The organism is Rhodococcus sp. D-46 (assembly GCF_011290655.1).
Taxonomy (GTDB): Bacteria; Actinomycetota; Actinomycetes; order Mycobacteriales; family Mycobacteriaceae; genus Rhodococcus_F; species Rhodococcus_F qingshengii.
In genome coordinates this window covers 151,141-173,992 of sequence record NZ_JAANTF010000007.1, presented here as the reverse complement: position 1 = coordinate 173,992, position 22,852 = coordinate 151,141, and the positions used below count along the sequence as shown (strand labels likewise).

General features: G+C 61.8%; 16 protein-coding genes. 8 read left to right on the top strand and 8 right to left on the bottom strand.

What is annotated here, in order from left to right:
• The first annotated feature begins 9 nt into the window (after positions 1-9).
• Positions 10-1,902, top strand: a complete 1,893-nt coding sequence (locus tag G9U53_RS19130) for an FAD/NAD(P)-binding protein (RefSeq protein ID WP_232329908.1) — start codon at positions 10-12, stop codon at positions 1,900-1,902.
• Positions 1,903-1,951: 49 nt separating this feature from the next.
• On the opposite strand, the gene G9U53_RS19125 is transcribed toward G9U53_RS19130, so the two are convergent.
• The 4 genes from G9U53_RS19125 to G9U53_RS19110 form a co-directional block, all read right to left on the bottom strand.
• Complete coding sequence (locus G9U53_RS19125) at positions 1,952-4,378, bottom strand: ATP-dependent Clp protease ATP-binding subunit (protein WP_118603269.1); 2,427 nt, start codon at positions 4,376-4,378, stop codon at positions 1,952-1,954.
• Between the two features lie 114 nt (positions 4,379-4,492).
• Entirely contained in the window at positions 4,493-5,008 is a 516-nt protein-coding gene (locus G9U53_RS19120; protein WP_118603266.1) for a hypothetical protein, read from the bottom strand.
• A gap of 12 nt (positions 5,009-5,020) precedes the next feature.
• Complete coding sequence (locus tag G9U53_RS19115) at positions 5,021-6,220, bottom strand: MFS transporter (RefSeq protein ID WP_165639067.1); 1,200 nt, start codon at positions 6,218-6,220, stop codon at positions 5,021-5,023.
• A complete protein-coding gene (locus G9U53_RS19110) occupies positions 6,217-7,119 on the bottom strand; it encodes an NAD(P)-dependent oxidoreductase (RefSeq protein ID WP_003939725.1) in 903 nt (300 codons plus the stop codon). The genes G9U53_RS19115 and G9U53_RS19110 overlap by 4 nt, the downstream gene beginning before the upstream one ends.
• A 108-nt stretch (positions 7,120-7,227) precedes the next feature.
• On the opposite strand from G9U53_RS19110, the gene G9U53_RS33965 reads away from it, so the two are divergent.
• A complete protein-coding gene (locus tag G9U53_RS33965; RefSeq protein ID WP_165639066.1) occupies positions 7,228-7,806 on the top strand; it encodes a CGNR zinc finger domain-containing protein in 579 nt (192 codons plus the stop codon).
• On the opposite strand, the gene G9U53_RS19100 is transcribed toward G9U53_RS33965, so the two are convergent.
• On the bottom strand, positions 7,803-8,432 hold the full coding sequence (locus tag G9U53_RS19100; RefSeq protein ID WP_030535295.1) for a TMEM175 family protein: 630 nt from the start codon (positions 8,430-8,432) through the stop codon (positions 7,803-7,805). The two genes, G9U53_RS33965 and G9U53_RS19100, sit on opposite strands and share 4 nt — an antisense overlap.
• Positions 8,433-8,648: 216 nt before the next feature.
• Here G9U53_RS19100 and G9U53_RS19095 point away from each other — a divergent pair, with 216 nt between their 5' ends.
• The 3 genes from G9U53_RS19095 (at position 8,649) to G9U53_RS19085 (ending at position 12,336) form a co-directional block, all read left to right on the top strand.
• Positions 8,649-9,899, top strand: a complete 1,251-nt coding sequence (locus G9U53_RS19095) for an MFS transporter (protein WP_165639065.1) — start codon at positions 8,649-8,651, stop codon at positions 9,897-9,899.
• A 16-nt stretch (positions 9,900-9,915) separates the two neighbouring features.
• Complete coding sequence (locus G9U53_RS19090; RefSeq protein WP_165639064.1) at positions 9,916-11,583, top strand: amidohydrolase; 1,668 nt, start codon at positions 9,916-9,918, stop codon at positions 11,581-11,583.
• Positions 11,584-11,676: 93 nt separating this feature from the next.
• The gene (locus tag G9U53_RS19085; RefSeq protein ID WP_003940243.1) at positions 11,677-12,336 is read left to right on the top strand and encodes an LppP/LprE family lipoprotein; all 660 of its coding nucleotides are present in this window, start codon (positions 11,677-11,679) and stop codon (positions 12,334-12,336) included.
• Between the two features lie 94 nt (positions 12,337-12,430).
• Here G9U53_RS19085 and G9U53_RS19080 read toward each other — a convergent pair whose 3' ends face one another.
• Positions 12,431-15,886, bottom strand: a complete 3,456-nt coding sequence (locus G9U53_RS19080) for an indolepyruvate ferredoxin oxidoreductase family protein (RefSeq protein ID WP_165639063.1) — start codon at positions 15,884-15,886, stop codon at positions 12,431-12,433.
• 321 nt (positions 15,887-16,207) lie between these two features.
• Here G9U53_RS19080 and G9U53_RS19075 point away from each other — a divergent pair, with 321 nt between their 5' ends.
• Positions 16,208-16,963, top strand: a complete 756-nt coding sequence (locus tag G9U53_RS19075) for a MerR family transcriptional regulator (RefSeq protein ID WP_003940632.1) — start codon at positions 16,208-16,210, stop codon at positions 16,961-16,963.
• Positions 16,964-16,969: 6 nt separating this feature from the next.
• On the opposite strand, the gene G9U53_RS19070 is transcribed toward G9U53_RS19075, so the two are convergent.
• On the bottom strand, positions 16,970-19,489 hold the full coding sequence (locus G9U53_RS19070; RefSeq protein WP_165639062.1) for a LuxR C-terminal-related transcriptional regulator: 2,520 nt from the start codon (positions 19,487-19,489) through the stop codon (positions 16,970-16,972).
• Between the two features lie 364 nt (positions 19,490-19,853).
• On the opposite strand from G9U53_RS19070, the gene G9U53_RS19065 reads away from it, so the two are divergent.
• Both G9U53_RS19065 and G9U53_RS19060 read left to right on the top strand, forming a co-directional pair.
• Positions 19,854-20,855, top strand: a complete 1,002-nt coding sequence (locus G9U53_RS19065) for a helix-turn-helix domain-containing protein (protein WP_207624440.1) — start codon at positions 19,854-19,856, stop codon at positions 20,853-20,855.
• A 50-nt stretch (positions 20,856-20,905) separates the two neighbouring features.
• Positions 20,906-21,340 (top strand): hypothetical protein, encoded by a 435-nt coding sequence (locus tag G9U53_RS19060; protein ID WP_165639060.1) that lies wholly within the window; start codon positions 20,906-20,908, stop codon positions 21,338-21,340.
• Between the two features lie 582 nt (positions 21,341-21,922).
• On the opposite strand, the gene G9U53_RS19055 is transcribed toward G9U53_RS19060, so the two are convergent.
• A complete protein-coding gene (locus G9U53_RS19055) occupies positions 21,923-22,786 on the bottom strand; it encodes a class I SAM-dependent methyltransferase (RefSeq protein ID WP_165639059.1) in 864 nt (287 codons plus the stop codon).
• Positions 22,787-22,852: the final 66 nt, after the last annotated feature.

The window sequence follows — 22,852 nt, the reverse complement described above, 5'->3', positions numbered from 1 at the left end:
GGAGGACTCGTGCCAGGCGATCGACCCCGTACCTCAGTGGGGACAGCAGCTGTCATCGTGATCGTGGGTGGTGGACCCCGCGGGACCGGCGTACTCGAGCGGATCCTCGCTCACGAATCGGTGAACGCCGATCCCACACCGATCGACATTCACGTTGTCGACCCGTATCCGGCAGGCGCCGGCCGTATTTGGCGAGGCAGCCAGGCGCCGCTTCTGTGGATGAATTCGACAACAGCGGACGTCACGATGTTCACCGACGAGACCACCGCCGTGATCGGCCCGGTGCTGCCGGGTCCGACCCTCGCGGAATGGGTCGCCGAGCGCTCGGCTGAGCTTGCCGAATTCCCAGAAATCGCAGCAGAAGTTCCGACGATCACCCCGTCGTCGTTTGCATCGAGGTCACTGCAGAGCCGATACCTGAACTGGGTGTTCGAGACTGCAGTCGACTCCGCGCCAGCGCACGTCGACGTTCGAGTTCATCGACGATCCGTGGTCGACATCGTGAACGTCGGCGAGACACAGACGGTTCATCTGGACGACGGAGCTGTCATCGACGCGACGACCGTCCTTCTCGCACAAGGGCACCCCGATGCGTTGCCTGCCCCACGTGAAACCGCGCTGACCAGCTTCGCGTCCGATCACGGGTTGACGTATGTGGGTCCGGGCTACACTGCCGACCTCGACGCCGATGTCATTCCCGAAGGCGAACCGGTTCTGATCGCCGGACTCGGGCTGGCTTTCGTCGACTGGATGGTTCTCCTCGCCGAGAGCCGTGGCGGCATCTTCGAACGCGGTGAAGACGGCATCCTCACTTACGCTCCCTCGGGTCGGGAACCCCTGTTGTATGCCGGATCTCGTCGCGGAGTGCCGTATCACTCCAAGATTTCGTACTCGATCGCTGACGCACGGCCACCGCTACCGCGGTTCTTCACCGCTGATCTCGTTCCCGGCGACGGACCGTTGGATTTCCGAAACGACATCTGGCCCTTGGCGTCGAAAGAACTGGCAGGCGCCCACTATCACGAGCTGTTCGCATCTCACCCGGATCGGACAGTGGGCACCTGGGAGGAGTTCGACGCCGAATTCGCCTCGCTGGCCTGGGGATCGCCTCGATTGCATGAACTGGTCGAGAACGCAGTCCCGAAGCCGGAAGACCGTATCGATCTCGAGCGGCTGAACCGCCCACTCGGCGGTGAGCGCTACGACGGGCTTGCCGAGGTCCAATCCCGGATCACCGAATACATCTCGGCAGATGTCGCGCGGAGGTCGGACCCGTATTTCAGCGCCGACGCGGCTGTCTTCTCAGCGCTGCTGTCGACGTACATGACCGTCGGAGAATTGTTGCGGCGCGGCAGAATCCCGGCCGAATCCGTCGCCAAGGACGTCGAGGGTTGGCTTCATTCGTTCTTCAGCTTCATCGCCAGTGGTCCGCCACCCGAGCGACTGGAACAGTTGATCGCCCTCAACGAGGCGGGCATCGTCCAGTTCCTCGGGCCGGATTCGGTGTTCTCCACCGAGATCGACCCGGCAACGGGGGCTGGGATCTTTGTCGCGCGCAGTGCGTCGCACACCGACATCGTGGCCGCGAACATCCTCGTCGAAGCACGCTTGCCGGTTGCGTCCATCAGCGCGAGCGGTGACTTGCTCCTGCGGACGCTTCACCGTCGGGGCGAGGCAGTCGAACTACGTGCCACCGCCGACAGTTCGGCGAAGCTCGCGGTCGACGGCACGTCACGAATTCTTCTTCAGGACAACACTGCTCATCCTCGCCGCTTCGCCGCAGGGCCGTGGGTTGCAGGCCACAACTGGTCGGCGGCTTTCCCTCGTCCCCGTACCAATGCAGGGTTCTTCCGGCATAACGATGCCCTGGCGGCGGAGATTTTGGGCGCTACGCGCCTGTGAGCGGTTAGGGAGTCCTGGGACTCCCTAACCGCTCACAGGGGGCTGTCCCCTAGCTGAACACCAACTCACCCTCGTCAACCGCGACGGTGATACTGCCGCCCTCTTCGAGGAGATCGTCGAGCAGCATGTCGGCGATCTTGTCGTCGACCACACGCTGAATCGAACGACGCAACGGGCGAGCCCCGAACTCGGGTTGATGCCCGTGCTCGGCGATCCAGTCCACTGCGTCGGCGGTGAACTCGATCTCGATGCCCTTGGACTGCAGCCGCTTCCGGCTGTCGTCGAGCAGCAGATCAGTAATCCGGTGCAGTTGCTCGGTGTCGAGCTTGCGGAAGATCACGATCTCGTCGATACGGTTGAGGAACTCCGGCCGCATCGATTCGCGCAACCTGGCCATCACGCGGTCGCGCAGTGGCTTCTCCGCCGACTCTGCGTCACCCGTGGTGAAGCCGAGTCCACCGGACTTGCTCGAGATGATGTCCGAGCCGAGGTTGCTGGTCATGATCACGACGGTGTTCTTGAAGTCCACCGTCCGACCCTGACCGTCGGTCAGACGCCCGTCGTCGAGCACCTGGAGCAAGGTGTTGAACACGTCCGGGTGTGCCTTCTCGATCTCGTCGAGCAGGATCACCGAGTACGGGTTACGACGCACCTGTTCCGTGAGCTGTCCGGCCTCGCCGTAGCCGACGTATCCGGGAGGAGCACCGACCAACCTGCTGACCGTGTGCCTCTCACCGAACTCACTCATGTCGAAGCGCAGCATCTTGTTCTCGTCACCGAAGAGTGTGGCAGCCAGAGCTTTTGCGAGCTCCGTCTTGCCGACGCCAGTGGGTCCGAGGAACAGGAAGCTACCGACGGGACGATCCGGATCGCTCATACCGGTACGGCTACGACGCACGGCACGCGCGATGGCGCGAACGGCGTCATCTTGCCCGATGACACGACCGTGCAGTTCCTCTTCCAGACGGCGCAGGCGATCTTTCTCTGCCTGAGTCATCTGGCTTGCCGGAATACCCGTTGCGCGAGCGACAACTTCGGCGATTTGTTCAGCGGTCACGTCCGGCGTTTCCTCGGAAGGAACCGAGGATCCTGCCTTCTCGAGACGCTTTGCGACGCCGTTGATCTCGTCACGCAGGGTCGACGCCTTCTCGTACAACTCGTCGGCGACGGCTTTCTCCTTGTCGCTCTCGAGCTGCTCGAGACGCTGCTGCAGCGCAGCGGTGTCTACCGTGGCCGTCTTCAAGCGAAGCCTGGCGCCGGCCTGGTCGATCAGGTCGATTGCCTTGTCCGGCAAGAACCTGTCGCCGATGTAACGTGCCGACAGCTCCACCGCAGCGGTGATCGCCTCGTCGGTGTAGTGCACCTTGTGGTGATCCTCGTACCGACTGCGCAGTCCGCTCAAGATCGCGATTGCGTCCTCGATCGACGGCTCTCCGACCTGTACGGGCTGGAAGCGCCGCTCGAGCGCGGGATCCTTCTCGATGTTCTTGCGGTATTCGTCGAGCGTGGTGGCGCCGACGATGTGCAGTTCACCGCGAGCGAGCTTGGGCTTGAGGATGTTTCCGGCATCCATCGCACCGTCTGCGCCGCCTCCGGCACCGGCGATGGTGTGCATCTCGTCGATGAAGACGATCAGCTCGTCCTTGTGTGCGGTGATCTCGTCGATCACCTTGGTCAGCCGTTCCTCGAAGTCTCCGCGGTAACGGGTACCCGAGACCATGCTCGAGAGTTCGAGCTGGACGATCTTCTTGCCCACCAACGATTCCGGGACATCCCCGTCGACGATGCGTTGGGCGAGACCTTCGACGATGGCAGTCTTGCCGACGCCGGCCTCACCCACCAGGACCGGGTTGTTCTTGGTGCGGCGGGAGAGGATCTCGATGGTCTGTTCGATCTCGTCGGCGCGGCCGATCACCGGATCGACGCCGCCGTTGCGGGCGCGATCGGTGAGATCGATGCCGTACTTGTCGAGCGTCGGTGTGGTGGACTCGTCTTCGACTGGACCGGCTGCGGGATTCTGAACCGCTGCTGCCTGCAGCTTCTCCGGCGTGATGCCGGCCGAAGCGAGCAGACGACCCGGAACATGATCGGGGTCACCGGCCAGGGCGATGAAGAGATGTTCGGGGTCGATGTACGTCGATCCCAGGGCTCGGGCCAGTTGATGAGCCTCGAGTAGAGCGGTTTTCACGGCACTGCTGAGCGCAGGAGCAGAGTAGCCCCCCTGCTCACGGCCTTGTGGCAGCCGCAGGTCGACGGCGTCGACCACGGATTTCGGGTCGGCTCCGGCGCGCTGCATGAGCGTGCGGACCGGATCCTGCTCCGCCATGACGCGGAGAACGTGCAGTGCATCGAGATCCGAATCACCGCGAGCAGCCGCTACACGTGCAGCGTCAGCCATGAGTTGCTGGGTGGCCCTGCTCATGAGCCGGGAAATATCGATGCGACCGGGACCCTCGGGCCCGAAGAATGCTGGCATTCCGAAGCCTCCTTGCAGAAAGTTGAGCGTTACTGACTCAATTAACGTGCATGGGGCTCGATCAATTCCCGCGGGCTCAGATTTGTTTCAACACCTTCGGGCCACAGATCGTTCTCAACTACCGAAGGATCCGGTAGATCGACCGACCGGGTACGCCTCGACGTGCATGATCACCGATCCCCCGCAGGGACCACTCTTGATGTCGGTACGCCACGAACCTTTCAGACTGCCATCGGGCTGAGGTGTGTAATACGCCTCGGAGTGCGCCGGTGCCCACACCTTGGGCACGCCTTCCCCCTGGTAGCAATCCCACTCCCAGTCATAGGGGTGCACCCAACTGGTTCCGTCCCAGGTGTATCGCGCAGGCTGCGGCAACGTCGGATTGGCGGGAGCCGGACCGCCGACCACTGTGGCGATACAGACTCCGCTCGAGCAGTCCGTCTCGAACGTGTATGTATCGGAGAAATCCGGCTCCCACTGGCTGGCGGCCAGACTTGTGCCCGTCTTGGTCGCGGCGAAACGCTTGAGCGAGTAATCACCGGACCAATTCGCATCCGCAGCCCCCGCGGGCATCGCTCCGGCGACAAACCACGTAGCAACGAGCGCAACCACCAGCAATGACTTTCGCATGCGTGAAGTGAATCACAAGCTATGTCCGAATTGTCGGATACTGGCCACAAGAACACCGACGACGATCAGCACCAGCGAAACCAACGGCAACGCTCCCGCACCCCTGTCCGCCAAGATCAGCCCGCCCACGACGCCGCCCGCTGCGATCGCCGCATTGAAGATCGTCACGAAAACCGATTGCGCAGTGTCCACAGCGTCGCCCGTCGTATCCGCGAGCGCCGTCTGAAGGAGAGTGGGAGCGCCTCCGAATGCCACACCCCACGCCGCAACGCTGAGTGCGATCACAGCGAAGCTGTCACCGCCGACGCCCAACGCCGTCAAAGCTGCGGCAAAGACCACCAAGCTCAGCACGGTGAGACTTCGAAGGGCCCGGTCGACAAACACCCCGACCACACCGATGCCCACGAAGGCGAAAAGTCCGAACACGAACAAGACGATTCCCAACCGATCGCCGAAACCGATGCGATCCAGAAACGCCGCCAGATACGTGTACACGATGTTGTGCGCGAGGATCCACAAGAACGCGACAAACAGAATCGGTCGTACGCCAGGCAGGACCAGGACTTTCCGCACCGGCAGCTGCCGATCCGCTTGTTGCCCGGGAAAGTCCGGCATCACCGTGAGTATCCACGCGACCAGAAGTAGCGCAGCAACCGACATCACGGCGAAGACGACGCGCCAATCGGCCAGGGTCCCGAGCCACGCCCCCATCGGAACGCCGATTGCCAACGCGATCGGCTGTCCGACGGAGGCAACCGCAACGGCCCGCCCCTGCAGGTGAGGGGGCGACATCCTGCGTGCGTACCCGGCAAGCAACCCCCACACCACACCTGCCGCCATACCGGCCAGAAACCGAACACCCAAGGTGAGAACAAGATTCGACGAAAGCGCTGTCACCAGATTGAAGACACCGAACCCCAGAATCGCCGACACCAGGACAGCACGCCGTCGCAATCCTCGGGTCAATGCGATCAGTGGTACCGCCCCGACGACGGAACCCAATGCGTATGCGGTGACCAATTGCCCTGCGCCGGAGACTGATACGGACAACCCTGACCCGATATGCACCAGTAGTCCGGCCGGCATGGTTTCGGTTGTGATCGCTATGAAGCCTGCCATTGCGAGTGCCGACAACCCGGCCAGCGGTAGTGTCCGGACGGAATCGGTCTCCGCCAGTGCCGAAGTCGCCGTCCCGTCCGAGTTCGAGCTCACCTCGTCGGTGTTTCGGGACTGCCTTCACCCGACTGGCCGGAACGGACCAGTTCTGCAATAGACGCCCAGTCCATCTCGCCCTGACCGTTCGCCAGAGCCTGAGCGAGCACGCCTCGAAGTACGCCACCGAACGGCAAATCCAGATCGACGCTGTCGGCGGCGTCGAGCGCAAGCCTCAAATCCTTGAGGCCCAGAGCTGTGGTGAATCCTGCAGGCTCGTACTGACGCGTCGCGACGAGGTTTCCGTAGCTGGAGTAGACCGGCCCCGGGAAGATCGTCGAGGTCAGCAGTTCTACGAGTTGGCTTCCGTCTACACCGGACCTCTCCCCCAATGTGATTGCCTCGCCCAAGGATTGAATCGCGGCGAGGATGAGGTAATTGCCGATGATCTTGACGATGTTGGCCTGCTCCGGACGCTCACCTTGTGGCCACGTGCGAGCACCGATGACGTCGAGGAAGGGTTGCACTCGCTCGAGGAGGGAACTGTCGCCGGCGGCGATGATGTTCAACTGGCCAGCCTGAGCAACAGAAACGCGTCCGAACACCGGCGCCGCGATGTACCCGATACCGTACTCGGCGTGCAGTGCGGCGGCGCGCTTGGCAAGGTCGACGCTGACGGTGGCCATGTTGACGTGCACGGTTCCACTCGGAACGGATGCGAGGACGGCGGGATCCAGAATGGCCGAAGACACGGCCGAATCATCTGCCAACATCGACAGCACAACACCGGACTGGAATGCCTCGGCAACGGTTTTCGCGCCGATCGCCCCTTCCTCGACCAGTTCGGCTACCGCTTCAGGGCTGCGATTCCACACCGTCACGTCGAAGCCTGCGCCCAGTAGATTTCGAGCGATGGGACGGCCCATCGCGCCCAAGCCGACCACGGAAACAGAAGTCATGGATTTCCCTCTCGAAAGTGCTGAACCATCTAAGACGGTTCAAGACTCTCATACGGGTACAGTTGCTGTCGAACCGGTTGAGATGGTTCGCCACGAAGGAGGACGAAAGTGAACGAAGCAGGAGCTGATCAATCCGCTCGGGACGTGTTTCGACTCGACAACGACACGCTCGCCTTCCGCTTCACCGCCACCCTCACCAATCGGAACGGCTCGAGGTTCGAACGACTCACGAGCCCGCAGCGACTCGAATTATGGTTACGCGCCAACGATCTGATGGGCGCCCCCGCAACCGCGACAGAAGACGACCTCCGCGGCGCGCAGGATTTACGTGAGGCCATTCATCGCATCGGAACCGCCGTATGCGAGAACCGCCGTACCTCACGCACCGATGTCGGGATCGTCAACACCGCATCCGAGCTCGGTGATGCCCACCTCGTCCTCGAGAGTGGCCGGGCCCTCTGGAAATCAGCCGGAGACAATCCGATCCGTGACGCTTTGTCGATAGTGGCTGCCGACGCGATCGCGGTGCTCGGTGGAGCCGACCGGGACCGCGTCAAAGCCTGCCAGGGCGACGGGTGCACCGGCCTCTACGTCGACACCAGTCGCGGCAACAACCGACGCTGGTGCTCGATGAACATCTGCGGAAACAAAGCCAAGAAATCCGCGATGACCGCTCGCACCGACTAGCTCATCTCACCTTCACCGCGACTCCATTTCGCCGCCACTCGGTTCCACAGCTTCTCGATCGGCGTCGACAGCAGGAGAAGAAACAGCGGGAAGTACGACGTCACCGGAACGAGCACACTGACGAGCAGCGCCACCACCATGATCAGGAAAGTGACGATTTCAGCGGTGAAATGCGGCTTCGCATTCTCTTCACTCAACGACGGGTTGCGAACCAGACCCCACGCGACCACCGCCAGGCACGCAGCACTGGCTGCCATTGTCCCGATGTAGAGAGCCCTGGTTCCGAGATCCTGCGACGGCGCCGCAACGAGCGCTGTCGGGAAGGGCAGGAACACGATGGTCATCACCCACAACCCCAGTCCGCGAACGACCACCTTGTCCGCGTCGACCACAAAACGAAGCAGCCGATGCTGCGACCACCAGAGCCGGAAGATCACCAGAAAGCTCAGGGCGAACGAGTAGAACTGCGCAGCGTGATCGCGCAGCAGTTCCGACGTGGTGCCGTGGTGGTCACTGGTGAGTTCGACCAGCGGCAGTACGAGCAGCGTGATCGCAATGGCGACAATCGCGTCGATGAAAGTGACGTAGCGCTCGAAGTAGCGGGTGCGTTCCGCAATCTCAGCCATTGCGGAAGCATAAGCCTCACAACAGGAAACAGACCGGCGACGCCACTTTACGGAAGCACGTATCCGGAAACATACAATTAACGAATCAAATTCGTTAGATCTCTTGACCGTGGCGGAGCCCATCCCCATACTTAACGAATCACATTCATTAAGTGACTCGCATCACGCCACCAGGGGTCGGTTCAGCCACCCCCTTCAGGACATGGGGTTGCCCTAGTGCCGATCAACGCTTCGACGAATACGCAGTCCGACCGGGTTCCACTCACCGCCAACCGCGGTATTGCCGTCTTCAGTATCGGCGTCATGGGGTTCATCACCGCGAACCTCACCCCCCTGATGATCGTGGCAATGGTCGAGGACCTCGGTGTCACCGAATCCGCTGCCGGTGCCGTTCTGACCGCATCGCTGCTGGTCTGCGCCGTCACCTGCCTCGCCACCACCCGAATCGCCTCGGGCCGGCATCGCCATCTCCTCGGCCGCGTCAGCCTGATCGCGATGGCAGCCGCATTCGGCGTTGCGGCCATCGCACCGTCCACGACGATCGCATGCGCCGCGATCATCGTCGGCGGTATCGGCGCTGGTGGATCCGCATCCGTTGGCGGAGCGGCACTGGCCGCGCTCACGAACCCGGACCGGGCGTCAAGCATCAGCGGCCTCGTGAACCGTGTCGTCGTCACAGCCGTCCTCGCTCTCATACCCATCCTCGGCACACACATGACCAACGCATTCGGCATCGTCGCAGTCCTGGCACTGGCTACCGCAGCAACGGTCACCTGGTTGCCGTCGTCCCCGGTGAAAGAGTCGCCGGAGACGGCGAAGTCCGCCAATACGACCACAGCTCTCCCCGCCGGGGTCAGCGCGAAACGACTCACTTTTGCCGGAACCGCATTTCTCGCGATGCTTGCAGTCTGGGCGATCAGCGAGGACTCGTTGTGGGCAGTACTCGGCATCATGGGTTCCGAGCACGCCGGGCTCTCGGATCAACAAATGAGTCTCGCACTGAGCGCATCAACGGCGGGTGGTGTGCTCGCGGCTGTTACCTTGACCGCGTTGGGTTCTCGGGTCAGTCGGACAGTATCGATCTCCGTGCTACTGATACTCGGGGCAATTCTGAAGCTGTCTGCCGGCCTCACCACCGATCCCACGATCTACCTGGTAGTGATCATTGCTTGGAACACGATCTACGCGGCCACGTTCATCGTCCTGGTTGCCATCTCGGCCGCGCTCGACGCGGCCGGCCGATGGTCGGCGCCACTACTGGGCACCTACCTCATCGGCTCCGCGTTCGCGCCGCTGTTCGGAACTTCGGTGACGGCCGGCCTCGGGTATCCGACCTTCGGAGTCATCATCTCGGGGATCAGCTTCGTTCTACTGGTCCCGTTCGCCTTGGTTTCCCGACTCTCCGCACGTACCGAAGGTGCGTATCGTCACCACAGCGCCGCCATCACTACTACCGTCATCGCGTAAGGATCACGTAGAAGTCATGAATGACAGCATCACTCACTACCGCAACGGAAAGATCTTCACGGCTGCCGACGACGGATGGGCCGAGTCGATAGTCGTCGAGGACCACAAGCTCAGATTCGTGGGCGAAACCGTCTATGCCGATATCCTGGCTCCAGACGCCGAGGTGATCGATCTCGAAGGTGCCGTCGTGCTACCCGGTTTCGTCGACGCCCATACGCATTTGGTGATGATGGGATTCGCGCTGCAGAAGTTGGATCTGCGTGATGCCGCCGATCTCGCCGACATTCAGTCCAGCATCAAGCAATTCGCGGAATCGAACCCGGACGCACCACGACTGCTGGGTCGCAGTTGGTTGTTCTCCGCGCTGGATGGAGGGCACCCGACGCGAGAGATGATCGACGCCGTCGTACCCGATCGCCCGGTGTACCTCGACGCCAACGACGTACATTCGGTCTGGGTGAACACTGCAGCACTGCGAGAACTCGGCATCGACGCGGACACTCCCGATCCGATCGGCGGTCGTATCGGCCGGGATCCGGACACCGGAGAAGCCACCGGAATGCTGTACGAGACCGCCATGATGCTCTACGTCTGGCCGAAACTGGCGGAGCTCGCATCCGACGAAGACCGGGACGCCGCCCTCGCTCTCGCCTTCCGCCACTATCTCGAGGACGGCGTGACCGGTGCGGTCGACATGGCACTCGGCGCGGACGAATTAGCCTCGCTGGAAAGAGCATTGGACGCAGGAGACGGAACACTGCCGCTGCGTGTCGCGGCTCACTGGCTGATGACCCGCGAGGACAACGAGGCCGACAACGTCGGACAAGTTCACGACGTGATCGAACTCCACGAGCGCGTCCAAGGTCCGTGGCTCCGTATCGCCGGAATCAAGATCATCATCGACGGTGTGATCGACAGCTGCACTGCCGCAATGAAAGAGCCGTACTCGGACGGCACCAACGCCGAGCCCATCTGGGATCTCGAGTCCTTGATCCCCGTCGTGACAGCCGCTGACGCCGCAGGCCTGCAGATCGCGATGCACGCGATCGGCGACGAGGCGTCGGAGATCGGTTTGACGGCACTCGAGTACGCGATCGCCGCCAACGGAGACATTCCCCGCAGGCACCGAATGGAACACTTGGAGTCCATCACCCGGGACAACGTCGAAAGGCTTGCCCGCCTGGGAATCATCGCCTCGATGCAACCGGTTCACGCTGACCCTGCAATCCAGGAGAACTGGCAGGCGATGCTCGGCGACTACCGGGTGAATCGCGCGTACCCCTGGCCTGAATTCACCGAGGCCGGAGCGGTTCTGGCCTTGGGTTCGGACGCTCCGACCGCTCCCCACCCGCCGCTGCCGAACATGTTCACAGCCACCACCCGTCGATCCGCAATCGATCCGTCGCTGGCACCCAATCTGCCGAAGTACGCTCTACCTCTCGCGGATGCGCTGGCTCACGCAACTCGCGACGCTGCTTACTCGTGCCGGTGGGAACATGTGACCGGCCAGCTGGTTCGGGGTAAAGCAGCCGATTTTGTCGTACTGAAACAAGATCCGTTCACCGAAGGGGTCGATTCTCTCCTGACCACAGAGATTGCGATGACCGTCGTTGCTGGATCCGTGCGATACGACGCGGCCGGGGCCAAGAGCACCGAAGCACGGAACACCGAGTCCGATAGCTGATCGTTACCGGTTGTTCGATAACGCACGCATGCGGCCCGGCGACAGAACGAAGGAGGGACTTGAACACGTGAACCCATACACTCTGGAGGACGCATGCGCAGGAAAGCTCCGATTTCGGCCGCCGTCGCAGCCGCTGCACTGGTGACGGCCACTGCCCTGACGGTCGCCGGTTGTGGGTCGACCGAAGGAACACCTGAAGCGGCGGCGAGTTCCACGGCAGCCAGTTCAACGGCGTCGGCGACATCGACGGCAAACGAAACCGAGACGACGGTAGCGAGCTCTCCCCCGCCACAATCGAACACCCGCACAAATGCATCCACGACGGCGACTACGACAGCAATCCCCGCTTCGGGTCCCTGTCTCGACGTCGGCTCCTCGCTCGTCACCGACGCCATCGGCACGCTGGGCACCGACATCAACGGGGGCAATTGGATACCGAGATCCGCGAGCGAAGAACAGATCGGGAATTGTCCTGACCTGCTCTGGGTTTCGGTGGACGGCGACGGCGTCGGCGATGCGACTTACCAGTCACACGTCCTGTTCTTCCACGACGGAACATACCTGGGCACGGCTACCAGTGAGCCGTACTCGTACACACACGTCATCGACAGCAACAAGGATTCGGTATCCGTCCAATACCGTTGGCTGCTGGACGACGATGCATTCTGCTGTCCCCAAGGCGGACCGAACATAGTGAACTTCACGTGGAACGGCAGCGCCGTGGTTGCCGACGGCCAGTTCCCGCCCTCCTGAACCTGCCTGGGTCCGAGTATGCCCTGAATGCAACTGTGCCCCAGCGACGACGGTCACTGGGGCACAGTCTTGTTCGATCTACTCGCCGGCGCTCCTACTCACCGACACCGAGTTCGCGCAGGCGAGTCTTGTACAGCTCGATGTTGCCGAGCTTGATGTCTTCGTAACCGCGAACCACGTCCGGCAGTGCCGCGATCTCGACGGCGCGATCGTATCCGTCGGTTGCGAGCGTACGAGAGAGGTCAGCGATCATGGCCTCGTACTCGGCGAGCAGTTCACGCTCGACCTTGCGGACGTGCATGTAGCCGAAGGGGTCGAGCTTGGTACCGCGAAGCTTCTTACCCTTGGCCAGAACCTTCAGTGCAACATGCGACTTGGGTCCGAGACCGATCTTCTTCTTGCGGCCCATCACTCGAAGGATCGGCGGGTGGAGCTTGTAGGTCAGGTTCTCCCCGGCCGGCACCTGAGACTTGACGTCCTCGAGGAATGCGGGGTCGACCAGCATACGAGCAACTTCGTACTCGTCCTTGTACGCGGTGAACTTGAACAGGCCGCGGGCAACAGCCTCGCTGAAATCGGTCCGCTCGGTTGCGGCACGTTCGGCGGTCCAGACTGCCTGAACCTGATCGATGTAACGCTGGGCGATCTTGACGGACTGGAACTCGATGAGCTGCGCCGCACGCAGTTCCACCAGTCGCAGGGTTTCACCGGTGAAGGTGGTTCCGGCGAACATGTGAGCCGGTGCGACAACGGGTTCGCGGACGGACTTGGCCGGCGTGGTGACGGCCGAGAACGCTGCGGTGTCGGCAATTGCTGCACGACCCCAACGGAATGCCGCGATGTTCGCGTCCACGGCAACGCCGTTGATGCCGATCGCTTCTTCGATGGCCTCTGCCGGCAGACGAAGTCCGCCGCTCTGGTAGGCCGCACCGATCAGCAGGAAGTTGGCTGCTGCGGTGTTACCGAACAACTCCTGTGCCGCGGCGAGTGCGTCGAACGAACGCAGGGTGCGCGACACCTTGTCGAGACGGGCGAGGAGTGACGTCTCCTCGGGGTAGCGAACAGCCTTGTCGTAGACCATGTCTCCGGTCGGCGTCTGAGACGTCGAGGCGATGGAGACCGTCTTCTCGGCGTTGCCGTAGTCGAGGTTCTTGTTGTCCGTCGCGGTCAGCAGGTCGAAGGCGACGATGCAATCCGCGCTGCCCGGAGTGAGGCGGTTGGACGGCTCGAGCGCGCTGGAGCTGAAACGCAGGTGCGAGACAACCGGTCCGGCCTTCTGGCTCAGTCCGATCTGGTCAAGGCTCTCCACCTCGAGGCCGGCGCGCAGTGCAGCCGTTGCGAGCACCTGGTTGACGGTCACGATGCCGGTGCCGCCGATGCCCGCGAGGAAAACGTTCTGCGTGCTGGTGAGCGGTCCGAAATCGGGGTCTGCGACGACGGGCGGGACGGGACGTGCGGCCTTCGGAGCCTTCTTGCCCGGTACCAATTCGACGGTCACGAACGACGGGCAATCGCCGTCCATGCAGGTGTAATCGGTGTTGCAGGACGTCTGGTCGATCTTCGTCTTGCGGCCGTACTCGGTGTCCACGGGCTGGACCGAGAGGCAGTTCGACTTCACACCGCAGTCACCGCAGCCTTCGCACACTGCCTCGTTGATGACGACGCGAGTGTTGCGAGTGGGCAGCGTGCCACGCTTGCGCTGGCGACGAGCGTCGGCCGCACAGTGCTGGTCGTAGATCAACACTGTGACGCCCTTGATCTCGCGAAGCTCCTTCTGGGCCTCGTCGAGGCGATCGCGGTGCCAGAGCTTGGTGCCCTTGGCCAGAGCGCGCTTGTTGTGACGCGAAGGCTCGTCGGCGCAGATGATGATCTGCTTGACGCCCTCGGTGGTCAGCTTGTGGCTGAGCTGAGCAACGGAGAGGGCACCTTCCGCGTCCTGTGCACCGGTCATCGCTACTACTTCGTTGTAGAGCAACTTGTAGGTGATGTTCACGCCTGCGGCGATGCATGCCTGGACAGCCAACTGACCGGAGTGGAAGAAGGTGCCGTCGCCGATGTTCTGGAACAGGTGAGGCACGTCGGTGAACGGTGCCTGCCCGATCCACTGGCTGCCCTCGCCGCCCATTTGCGTCAGGCCGGTGACAGCGCTGTCCTCACGGCCGGACATGGTGACGAGTGTGTGGCAACCGATTCCGCCGCCGCCGATGGAACCCTCGGGAATAGCGGTGGAACGGTTGTGGGGGCACCCGCTGCAGAAGTACGCGGTTCGCTTGGCGGAGAGCACGTTGAGCGACAGCGGGGCCGGGAGGGTGCGCTTGAGTTCGACGTGCGGCTTCAGTACGCGGCGCAACGGGGCGAGCAGCCGGCCTGCGGTCAGTTCACCACTGGCAGGCATGAGCAGACGGCCCTGGCCGTCACGCTTGCCGATGATGCGAGGGGCATCGTCGGTGCCGTACAGGACTTCCCGGATCTGAGCTTCGATGAACGCGGTCTTGTCCTCGACCACGACGATCTGCTCGAGACCTTCGGCGAACTCCTTGATCTTCTCGCCCACGACGGGGTAGCACATTCCGATGCGAAGGAGACGGATCCCGGCGCGGTGCAGCGCGGCATCATCGACGCCGAGGTCTGCCAGAGCTTGTCGGACGGAGTCGAAAGTTGTACCGGTGGCGGCGATACCGATCTTCGCACCGGAGGGGTTGACCTCGATCACATCGAGGTTGTTGGCAGTTCCGTACGCGTGCACAAGATCCCATCGCGGGCCGTACAGATCGGCCTCGGCGATGACACTGTCCGGCGGCGCGGCCATCTGACGCTGCTTGTAGACGAAGGGCTTGCCCTCGAACTGCACTTCCGGAACCACGATGTCGAAGTCCGCGATGCTGCCGTCGATCGTCCAGGCACCGTCTGCGACGTCGGCGACGATCTTCAGCGCTACGACGCAACCGGAGACACGCGAGAGAGCAACGGCGTGCATACCCATCGTGATGATCTCTTCGGCATTGCGTGGGAAGAGAACCGGCACGCCCATCGCGGCAAGCGAGCGCTCGCTGACGGCCGGAACCGTGGAGGACTTCGACGCGGGGTCGTCGCCCACCAGGAGGACGACGCCGCCCTTGGGGTTCACGCCGTACATGTTGGCGTGGCGAATGGTGTCGGTAGCGCGGTCGACGCCGGGGCCCTTGCCGTACCAGACGCCGGTCACGCCGTCGTGGGTCGCGGTTCCGGCAGGGAGATCCGTCTGGCTTCCCCATACCGCCGTGGCGGCGAGCTCCTCGTTGAAGCCAGGGATGAAGGTGATGTCGTGCTCGGCGAGAACCTTGGGCATGCCGTGAAGCATCTTGTCGACGCCACCGAGGGGGCTGCCCTGGTAACCGGAGACGAAGGTGGCAATACGCTTACCTGCCCGAATGTCGCGAACGTGCTGCTCGACGAAGCCGCGTGCAATTGCCTGAACACCGGTCAGCAACACCGGTCCCGATCCCGACCGGTACCGATCATCGAGGTCATAGGGCTTGGCCTGGGCTACGCCCGACACCAGTTCAGTCATCGTGGACCACCGTTCCGTCTGCAGTGCATTTCAACTACCGTGCATTTTCAACAACCGCGTAACTCGATCTGTTCAGATGATCGTGGTCGAGGTATGTGAAAGCGTCAACAGAGGCTTGTTCAACTATTCAAATTGACAATTTGTGAGCCAAATCACGTGACCTAGGTCATCGAATCAATCAGTTGGAGACCCGTTCGTGGCGATACGGCGAAACGGACATAAAACGTTCCCGACAATGCACACCGAGAACTTTCTTGACATTGACGCAACGTCAACTTGCATGCTGAATGAGCACAACCGATCCGAGAGTAGGAACTCCACGTGAGCGAATGGTCCATCCAAGAACTCGCCAAATCCGCAGGTACCACCAGCAGAACGCTGCGTCACTACGGCGATTTGGGACTCCTGGAACCGAGTCGCATCGGCGCCAACGGCTACCGCTTCTACGACGAAGACGCCCTGGTGCGACTGCAACGCATCCTTCTACTTCGGGAACTCGGACTCGGATTGCCGGCCATCGCCGAAGTCCTCACCGGCGAACGCGATACGGCCGCCGCACTGCGTACGCACCTCGAACTCCTCGAGCAAGAGCGCACGCGGATCTCGAGACAGATCGAATCGGTCAACAGGACCTTGAACAAGACGAAGAATGGTGAATCACTCATGCCGGAAGATGTTTTCGACGGGTTCGACCACACCCGATACAAGGACGAGGTCATCGAGCGTTGGGGCAAGGACGCCTACACCAGCGGCGACAACTGGTGGCGGTCGATGTCGGAGCAGGACCGTAAAGCTCATCTGCAATCTCAAGCCGACATCGCAGCGGCATTCGGAAAAGCACTGACAGCGGGGCTGTCCGCGGAAAGCGACGACGTCCAGACGATTACCCGAAGACAGTTCGAGTGGATAAAGATCGGTTGGCAGGGAAGGACTCCCAGCGCCGACGCCTTCACCGGGCTCGGCCAGATGTACGTCGACGATCCCCGCTTCACTGCAAACTACGACAAGTACGGAGAAGGCACTGCTTCGCTGGTCCGTGACGCGATGAAGGTCTACGCCGAGCGCAATCTGCACTGACGTCGATCAGTCCTGCCCACTGCCGAGGAGGTTGTGTCGGTGCGCTGCCGCGACAGCCTCTTCCCGGGAATGCGCACCGAGTTTGCGATACAAGGCTCGGAGGTGACTCTTCAGCGTGTTGTTGGATACGAACAACCGCCGCGCGATCTCACCGATCGGAATGCCGAGACCCAGTTCCACGAGAACGTCCATCTCCCGTTTCGTCAATTGGACCCGAACGATGGCCGCCGGATACATCTGCGCCGCTTCGGATTCGAGAAAGGTCGCGACGGCACTGCTCGAGCCCTCGGCCCGATCTTCGAGTTGCCTGATCAGATCACGCGGTATCGTCGCCAGGGCCGACAGGACACCGGAGGTTTCGAGCAGTCTGCGAGCTTCCTCCCATGTACTCGCGGCAGCGGGGATCCTGCCCAGTTCACACAGAGCAGCGCATTCGATCAGCAGGGATTCGAGCCGAAACCTCGTGAGATACTGCCCGCTCCAGTCGATTTCGCGGCACAATTCCAATGCCTGGGACGGCGACCCGGTCAGGAGATGCGCCCGCGCCACGGAGACCGTGACAACTGCAAACGTATGTGGCGCAGCGACTGATTCTTCCAGCGCCTTGGTACCCTCCCCGGACGCCAACAGAAGATCGATACGTGCCGCGGTGAGAAGCGCGTCACCGAGCGATCGTTCACACGGATTCACGTGCCCGTGCGTTGCCACTGCGCGCTGGAGGGAAATCAGCCCCCAGAACGGGTCCGATTGCAGCAGTGCAAATCTGGTGTAAGTGTAGGCCGCGAACGCCCACAGGTCGCCCGGCGGTGTGACCTCGGCGAGTGCGTCCATCGCGGCAGCTCCGGCGTGCAGGTCCACGCTGTCGCACGCCACCAGTGCCCGCGCGATCGCTCCCCCCATGTGCGAGGGCGGTCCCAACCATCCCGAAACGTCCGGGTGTGTGCTTTCCAGGTGCAGCCAGTCCGTCGCGTGCGCGACGTCCCCGATCAGCGCGGAGTTGAGCGCGGCATTGCCTGCGGCGTGACGCAGGACGAACTCCGGACCATGTTGCACCGCACCTTGATAGGCGAGTCGCAATTCCACCGCGGCATCACCGAGGTCACCGGTCAATTGATGCGAGACCCCCCAGATCAGCCGCAGGGCGGGCAGTTGAGACCCCAACGCGCCCAACGACTCGTCGCCGAGTCCGTACACGACGTGCGCCAATTTGCGCGTGATCTCGGTAGAGCGTTGGTACTTACCGGATGTTCTCAGCACCACCGATTGGACAGTTCCGACGTTCAACAAGCTGTGCGCATGCGGACTACCACCTATCGCACGCAATTCCGCCGGTTCCGTCGGTAATGAATCGCCGTTGATCAACTGCGGCCGCAGACGTGATTCGAGCAGGTCACGACCCACCAGAATCGAAGGGTTCGAACTGAGTACGTCATCGGGTATGGATTGCAACGCAGTCCGGACCAATCCGGTGTGATCGACCAGAAGATCAGCCCAGTGGCGCTCGAGTATGTCGAGCACCCTGGTCCACTTGCGTCCGTCCAAGGCGTAGTGAACGGCACCGGCTATATCCGAAGTCCCGAGAGCGTGATCGACGAGTACCTGGAAGGGATCTTCGAATCCATCCCCTTGTTCGGCCCGTATCTGTATGAATGCCAGTCGAACTGACGGCGCGAAGTACCAGGACGGTTCTCCCTCGAAACCATTCCGGAAGATCAGACCGAAAGACTCGAGCAAGTCCAGTTTGCCCTCCACGTCAAGATCGTCGGACAAGACACGAGCGATCTCTGGTGTCACCGTGCGGGCAGCGGCGATCGTAGTCGCGAAGTCGAACAACTCGAGCGACTTGCCCGACCGAGGAGCGGTCCGACTGACGTACGCGTGGATCGCCTGGTCCACTCGCTGCTGAACGCGTTCGCGTCCACGGCTCGGTTCACTCAGCCCCGCAACCGCACTCAGAGCAACCTTCATCAGCACGGGAACGCCGGCAACGCGTTCACAGATCGAATGGACGATGCCCGAGGGAAGGTGGATCCCTGCCTCCGCGAACAGAACGGTGGACTCGTCGAGTGTGTATCTGAGGTCGTTCGCGCACAGGTACTCGTCCACGCGGACGTCTTCGAGCAAGTCCGTCGCAGACCGATCCTGCAGCGTGACGACTACTTTCAATCCGGGAAGCCGCACGATCAGATCCACGATTCGGCGTCCCACCTCGTCACCCTCAACCAGGTCGATGCGGTTGAACACCAACACGAATGGTGCGGGCGACGAGTCGAGGAGTGATTCGATCGCGCCCACTGGATCCTCGCGCATTCGTGGCGGGGCCTCGAGTGATTCCAGCGAATCCTGAATTACTGCGAGCGCGGTGTTCCAGTACTCGAGGGGGGTCATCCGATGCGATGGCGCCGGCACCCAGACAACCGGTCTGCTCGGCACCTGCCCGAGAGTCGTGAGCCACAACGCGGCGAGTTCCGTCTTGCCGAACCCAAGCGGCGAATCGATGACAGTCAATCCCGCCGAGCGTTCCATCAATCCGAGGAGGCGGGGACGAATCGCCGTGGCTCCACGCCCGGCAAGCCGCCTTTGCAGCGTGCCCCTTCCTCGAGGATTTCGCTTTGCTCGAGATAGCTGCGATCGATTCGAAGTGGACCTCATGATGGCCGACGAACGAGCAGTCGATCCCCGCCGAACTCGAGATTTCGTTCGAGCATCGAACTCCCAACCTGTCCACCCATAACGAACAACATAGACAGCTTCGCCGCGACACGCGAGCACTGGCCGTCTCACAAATACGCCCGATTTGTCTCATTATGTGGGCTCGGTCACTATTGACGTCTATTTGCGGGAGAGTGACTGCGACCTGCGGGATCTGACATATCATGCCCGCGTGTCGATGAAATCCGCCCGCATCCGCGTGTCGACCCGATCGGTCGATCCTGCGGACGCCGACGACTTCTGGCGCAGTGTCACACGTCCGTTCTTCGTCACCGACCGAATTGACCCTGACACATCTCTCGAAGGCTCGATCACAGCGCTTTCCATCGGAACCTCGTTGATCGGTCAAACTACCTTCAACACACAGAAGTACACCCGAAACAATCGGCTGATCGCCGAGAGCGGACTCGACGATGAATACATGGTCCAGGTCGTCCTCGACGGGCAGTTGAGCGGCAACGCCGACGGAGTCGATTTCGTCGCACGTCCAGGCGATGTCACATTCTTCGACCTCGGGCGTACCTGGACCGCCGACGCGGAGGCGGAATCGACAGGGCGCACCATCACGCTCCTCGCACCGCGTTCCCTCGTCGAGGCCGAGTCGAAGGGTCGTTCTCTACACGGGACGGTACTGCGCGGAGTTCCTGCCGTCTTGCTCGCTCAGTGCATGCAATCGGTCGTACTCGCGCTACCGCATCTCGATCCCGATGCTGCGGCCGGCTACGAGGACGTCGTCGCGTCCCTCCTTCGTGTCAGTTTGGGTATCGCCGAACCTGATCTGTCGCCGCGGCCCGATCACTCTCTCCGCGATCGTGCGTACGCCCACATCGCCGAGCATCTCTCGGAGACCTGGCTCGGCCCGACGAGCATGTGCGCAGCATTGTCCGTCTCCCGGGCACAGCTCTATCGCGCATTCGCATCCGACGGCGGAATAGCTCTTGTCATTCGGCGGAAGCGTCTCGAACTCGTCTACCGCGAATTGACCAGAACCGAGATGCCGAACGAAACGATCGAAGCGTTGGCCCTGCGATGCGGCTTCACCTCGAAATCCCAGTTGGCGCGAGCGTTCAAGGACTTCTACGGGATGACCCCGAGCCAAGCCCGAACCGACGGCAGACGCACGATCGGGGACCCGTCGATCGCACGCCTGCACCGCCGACTCGAGTTCTTCAGCCCCTGAATCCGAGATACTCCACAGCCTCGGGAGCGTGCCTGTGTTCTAGTTGATCCATGAGCTGGGTCGACAAGGAACTGAGTCTGGCTGCGCTCACAGGTGCGGTCACAGGTGTCGCCGTGATGATCCCGATAGTCGGCGATGGAGCCTGGTCCTGGGTAGGACTGTTCATACCCGCCTTCATCGGAGCGCTGGCAGGGCTGATTGTCGGCTCGAGCGCTGTTGCAGGTGGGCGCTGCGCCCTGAGAACAAGCCACACATGGCCGGCGCGCACAGTCTGCTGCTGGAAGCATCGGTTCGCTGCGTGCTCTGCCTTGGCGGTGACATTGCTGGTAATCGGAGTGTCCATGGCGGCTGTCGTCGCTACTGGTGACCCGGTGCGAGATTCCGCAGGGTTCCCGATGTCCTTGATCGTACTGGCGGTCATCGCCGCAGTTACGTACGTGTTCTCCTACCTGCTCGCCCCCGCCCAGGTCTCCCAGACGCCGTAAGAACCTCTATTTCATCGCAATTCATCACTCGAACCGCGGAAGCGACGACTGAACTATCCGCACCCGGCAACGAGCTCAGATCACTTCAGCTGGAAATGAACCGGAGAACAAACTGCTCGATGCCTTCCGATATGACCTTGGTCAGCGCGGTGAAGTCGTTCGACCAGCGTTGAATATCCAAGCTGCTCATCACTTTCCTCCGTTCTTCGTCCCGCTGCCCGTGACGCACAACGTAAGCGGGACATTGGGGCGCATTGGAACTATCTGCGAGAACGCGGTTTCCGTTACCAATTGACCGATCGAACAGCGACGCAGGTTCATTCGAACCTGATACTGCAACTTCGCCGAACGGTTGCAACAACGCCGAGCAGAGTTCGAGCGAAAAGCACTATCCACCAGAAGTATTAGCTCGAAAGAACTACGATTAACTCGATTCCTGGACGCACCACACCAGACGCGCCGACTTGCGATAAGGGCGAGCTGACAGGCAACAACCGGGACAAAGCCATCCGACGATCATGCACGAAATACGGCCACGCCGCTCGAGGAATAATTCGAAGTCTTCCAAGGGATCGGCTCTGCTCACTCACTTCGCTGATTTCGCCTGGCGACGATGGCGAAGTTCAACGGTATCCGCGGAGAGTGGCTCGGCAGAGTCCATCCGTTGGCGCATGGAACGAGTTCGGGGAAGGCCGGCCAGTCCATATAGGGAAGTTCCGAAACTGATTCGATATGAAGACCCGCATCCAGCAAGGAACCAACGACCTCGCCTAGGTCGTGGCGCCATTCGTGGTTGGCAGTGTGCGCTATCTGCCCATCGGAGGTCCCGGTGTAAGTCGCCGAGTCTTCGTACGATCGCATGCCGCCTCCGGAGAGGTAGTCGTCGGTGATCATCCACGGCTCGAACGCCATTGCGCCGAGGATCGGATGATCGTCCCGGATCTGAAACACCCCACCAGGCTCGAGGAGGTCGTGGATCGACTGAGCCCAAGCGGTGAGTTCCGGCAACCAGACGATTGTTCCGGCACTGGTGACGATCGCGTCGAAACGTCGGTCGATCAGCGTCGAGGCGAATCGCGCATCACCTTCCACCCAGGTGATCTCGCGGTTGTCTGCCTTTGCGATACGAGCAGCGTGGTGCAGAGAGTTGGGTGACAGATCAAGCCCGTGTACGTCGATCGCACCAAGACGCGCCCAGGAGATCGTGTCGATCCCGATGTGGCACTGCAAATGCAGGAGCGAGTGACCTTGCACTCCTGACTGTGGCAGATGCGGGGCCAGAATCGACAAGTCGTTCTGCACAACTGTGGAAATGGTCGCTCTGTTGGCGAGAAACCCGCCGACGTCATACATTTCGGAGCGCACATGCACATCGGCGCGATCGTCCCAATTTGCCTTATTTCCGGCGATGGCTTCGGCCTCGTGCTTCGCTGCTGCCCCTTGCATGACTACCCCTCCGAGATCGGCCTGAACTGCCTTTCTAACACGTCTGTAGTCGTGTTCGCCGTCGTG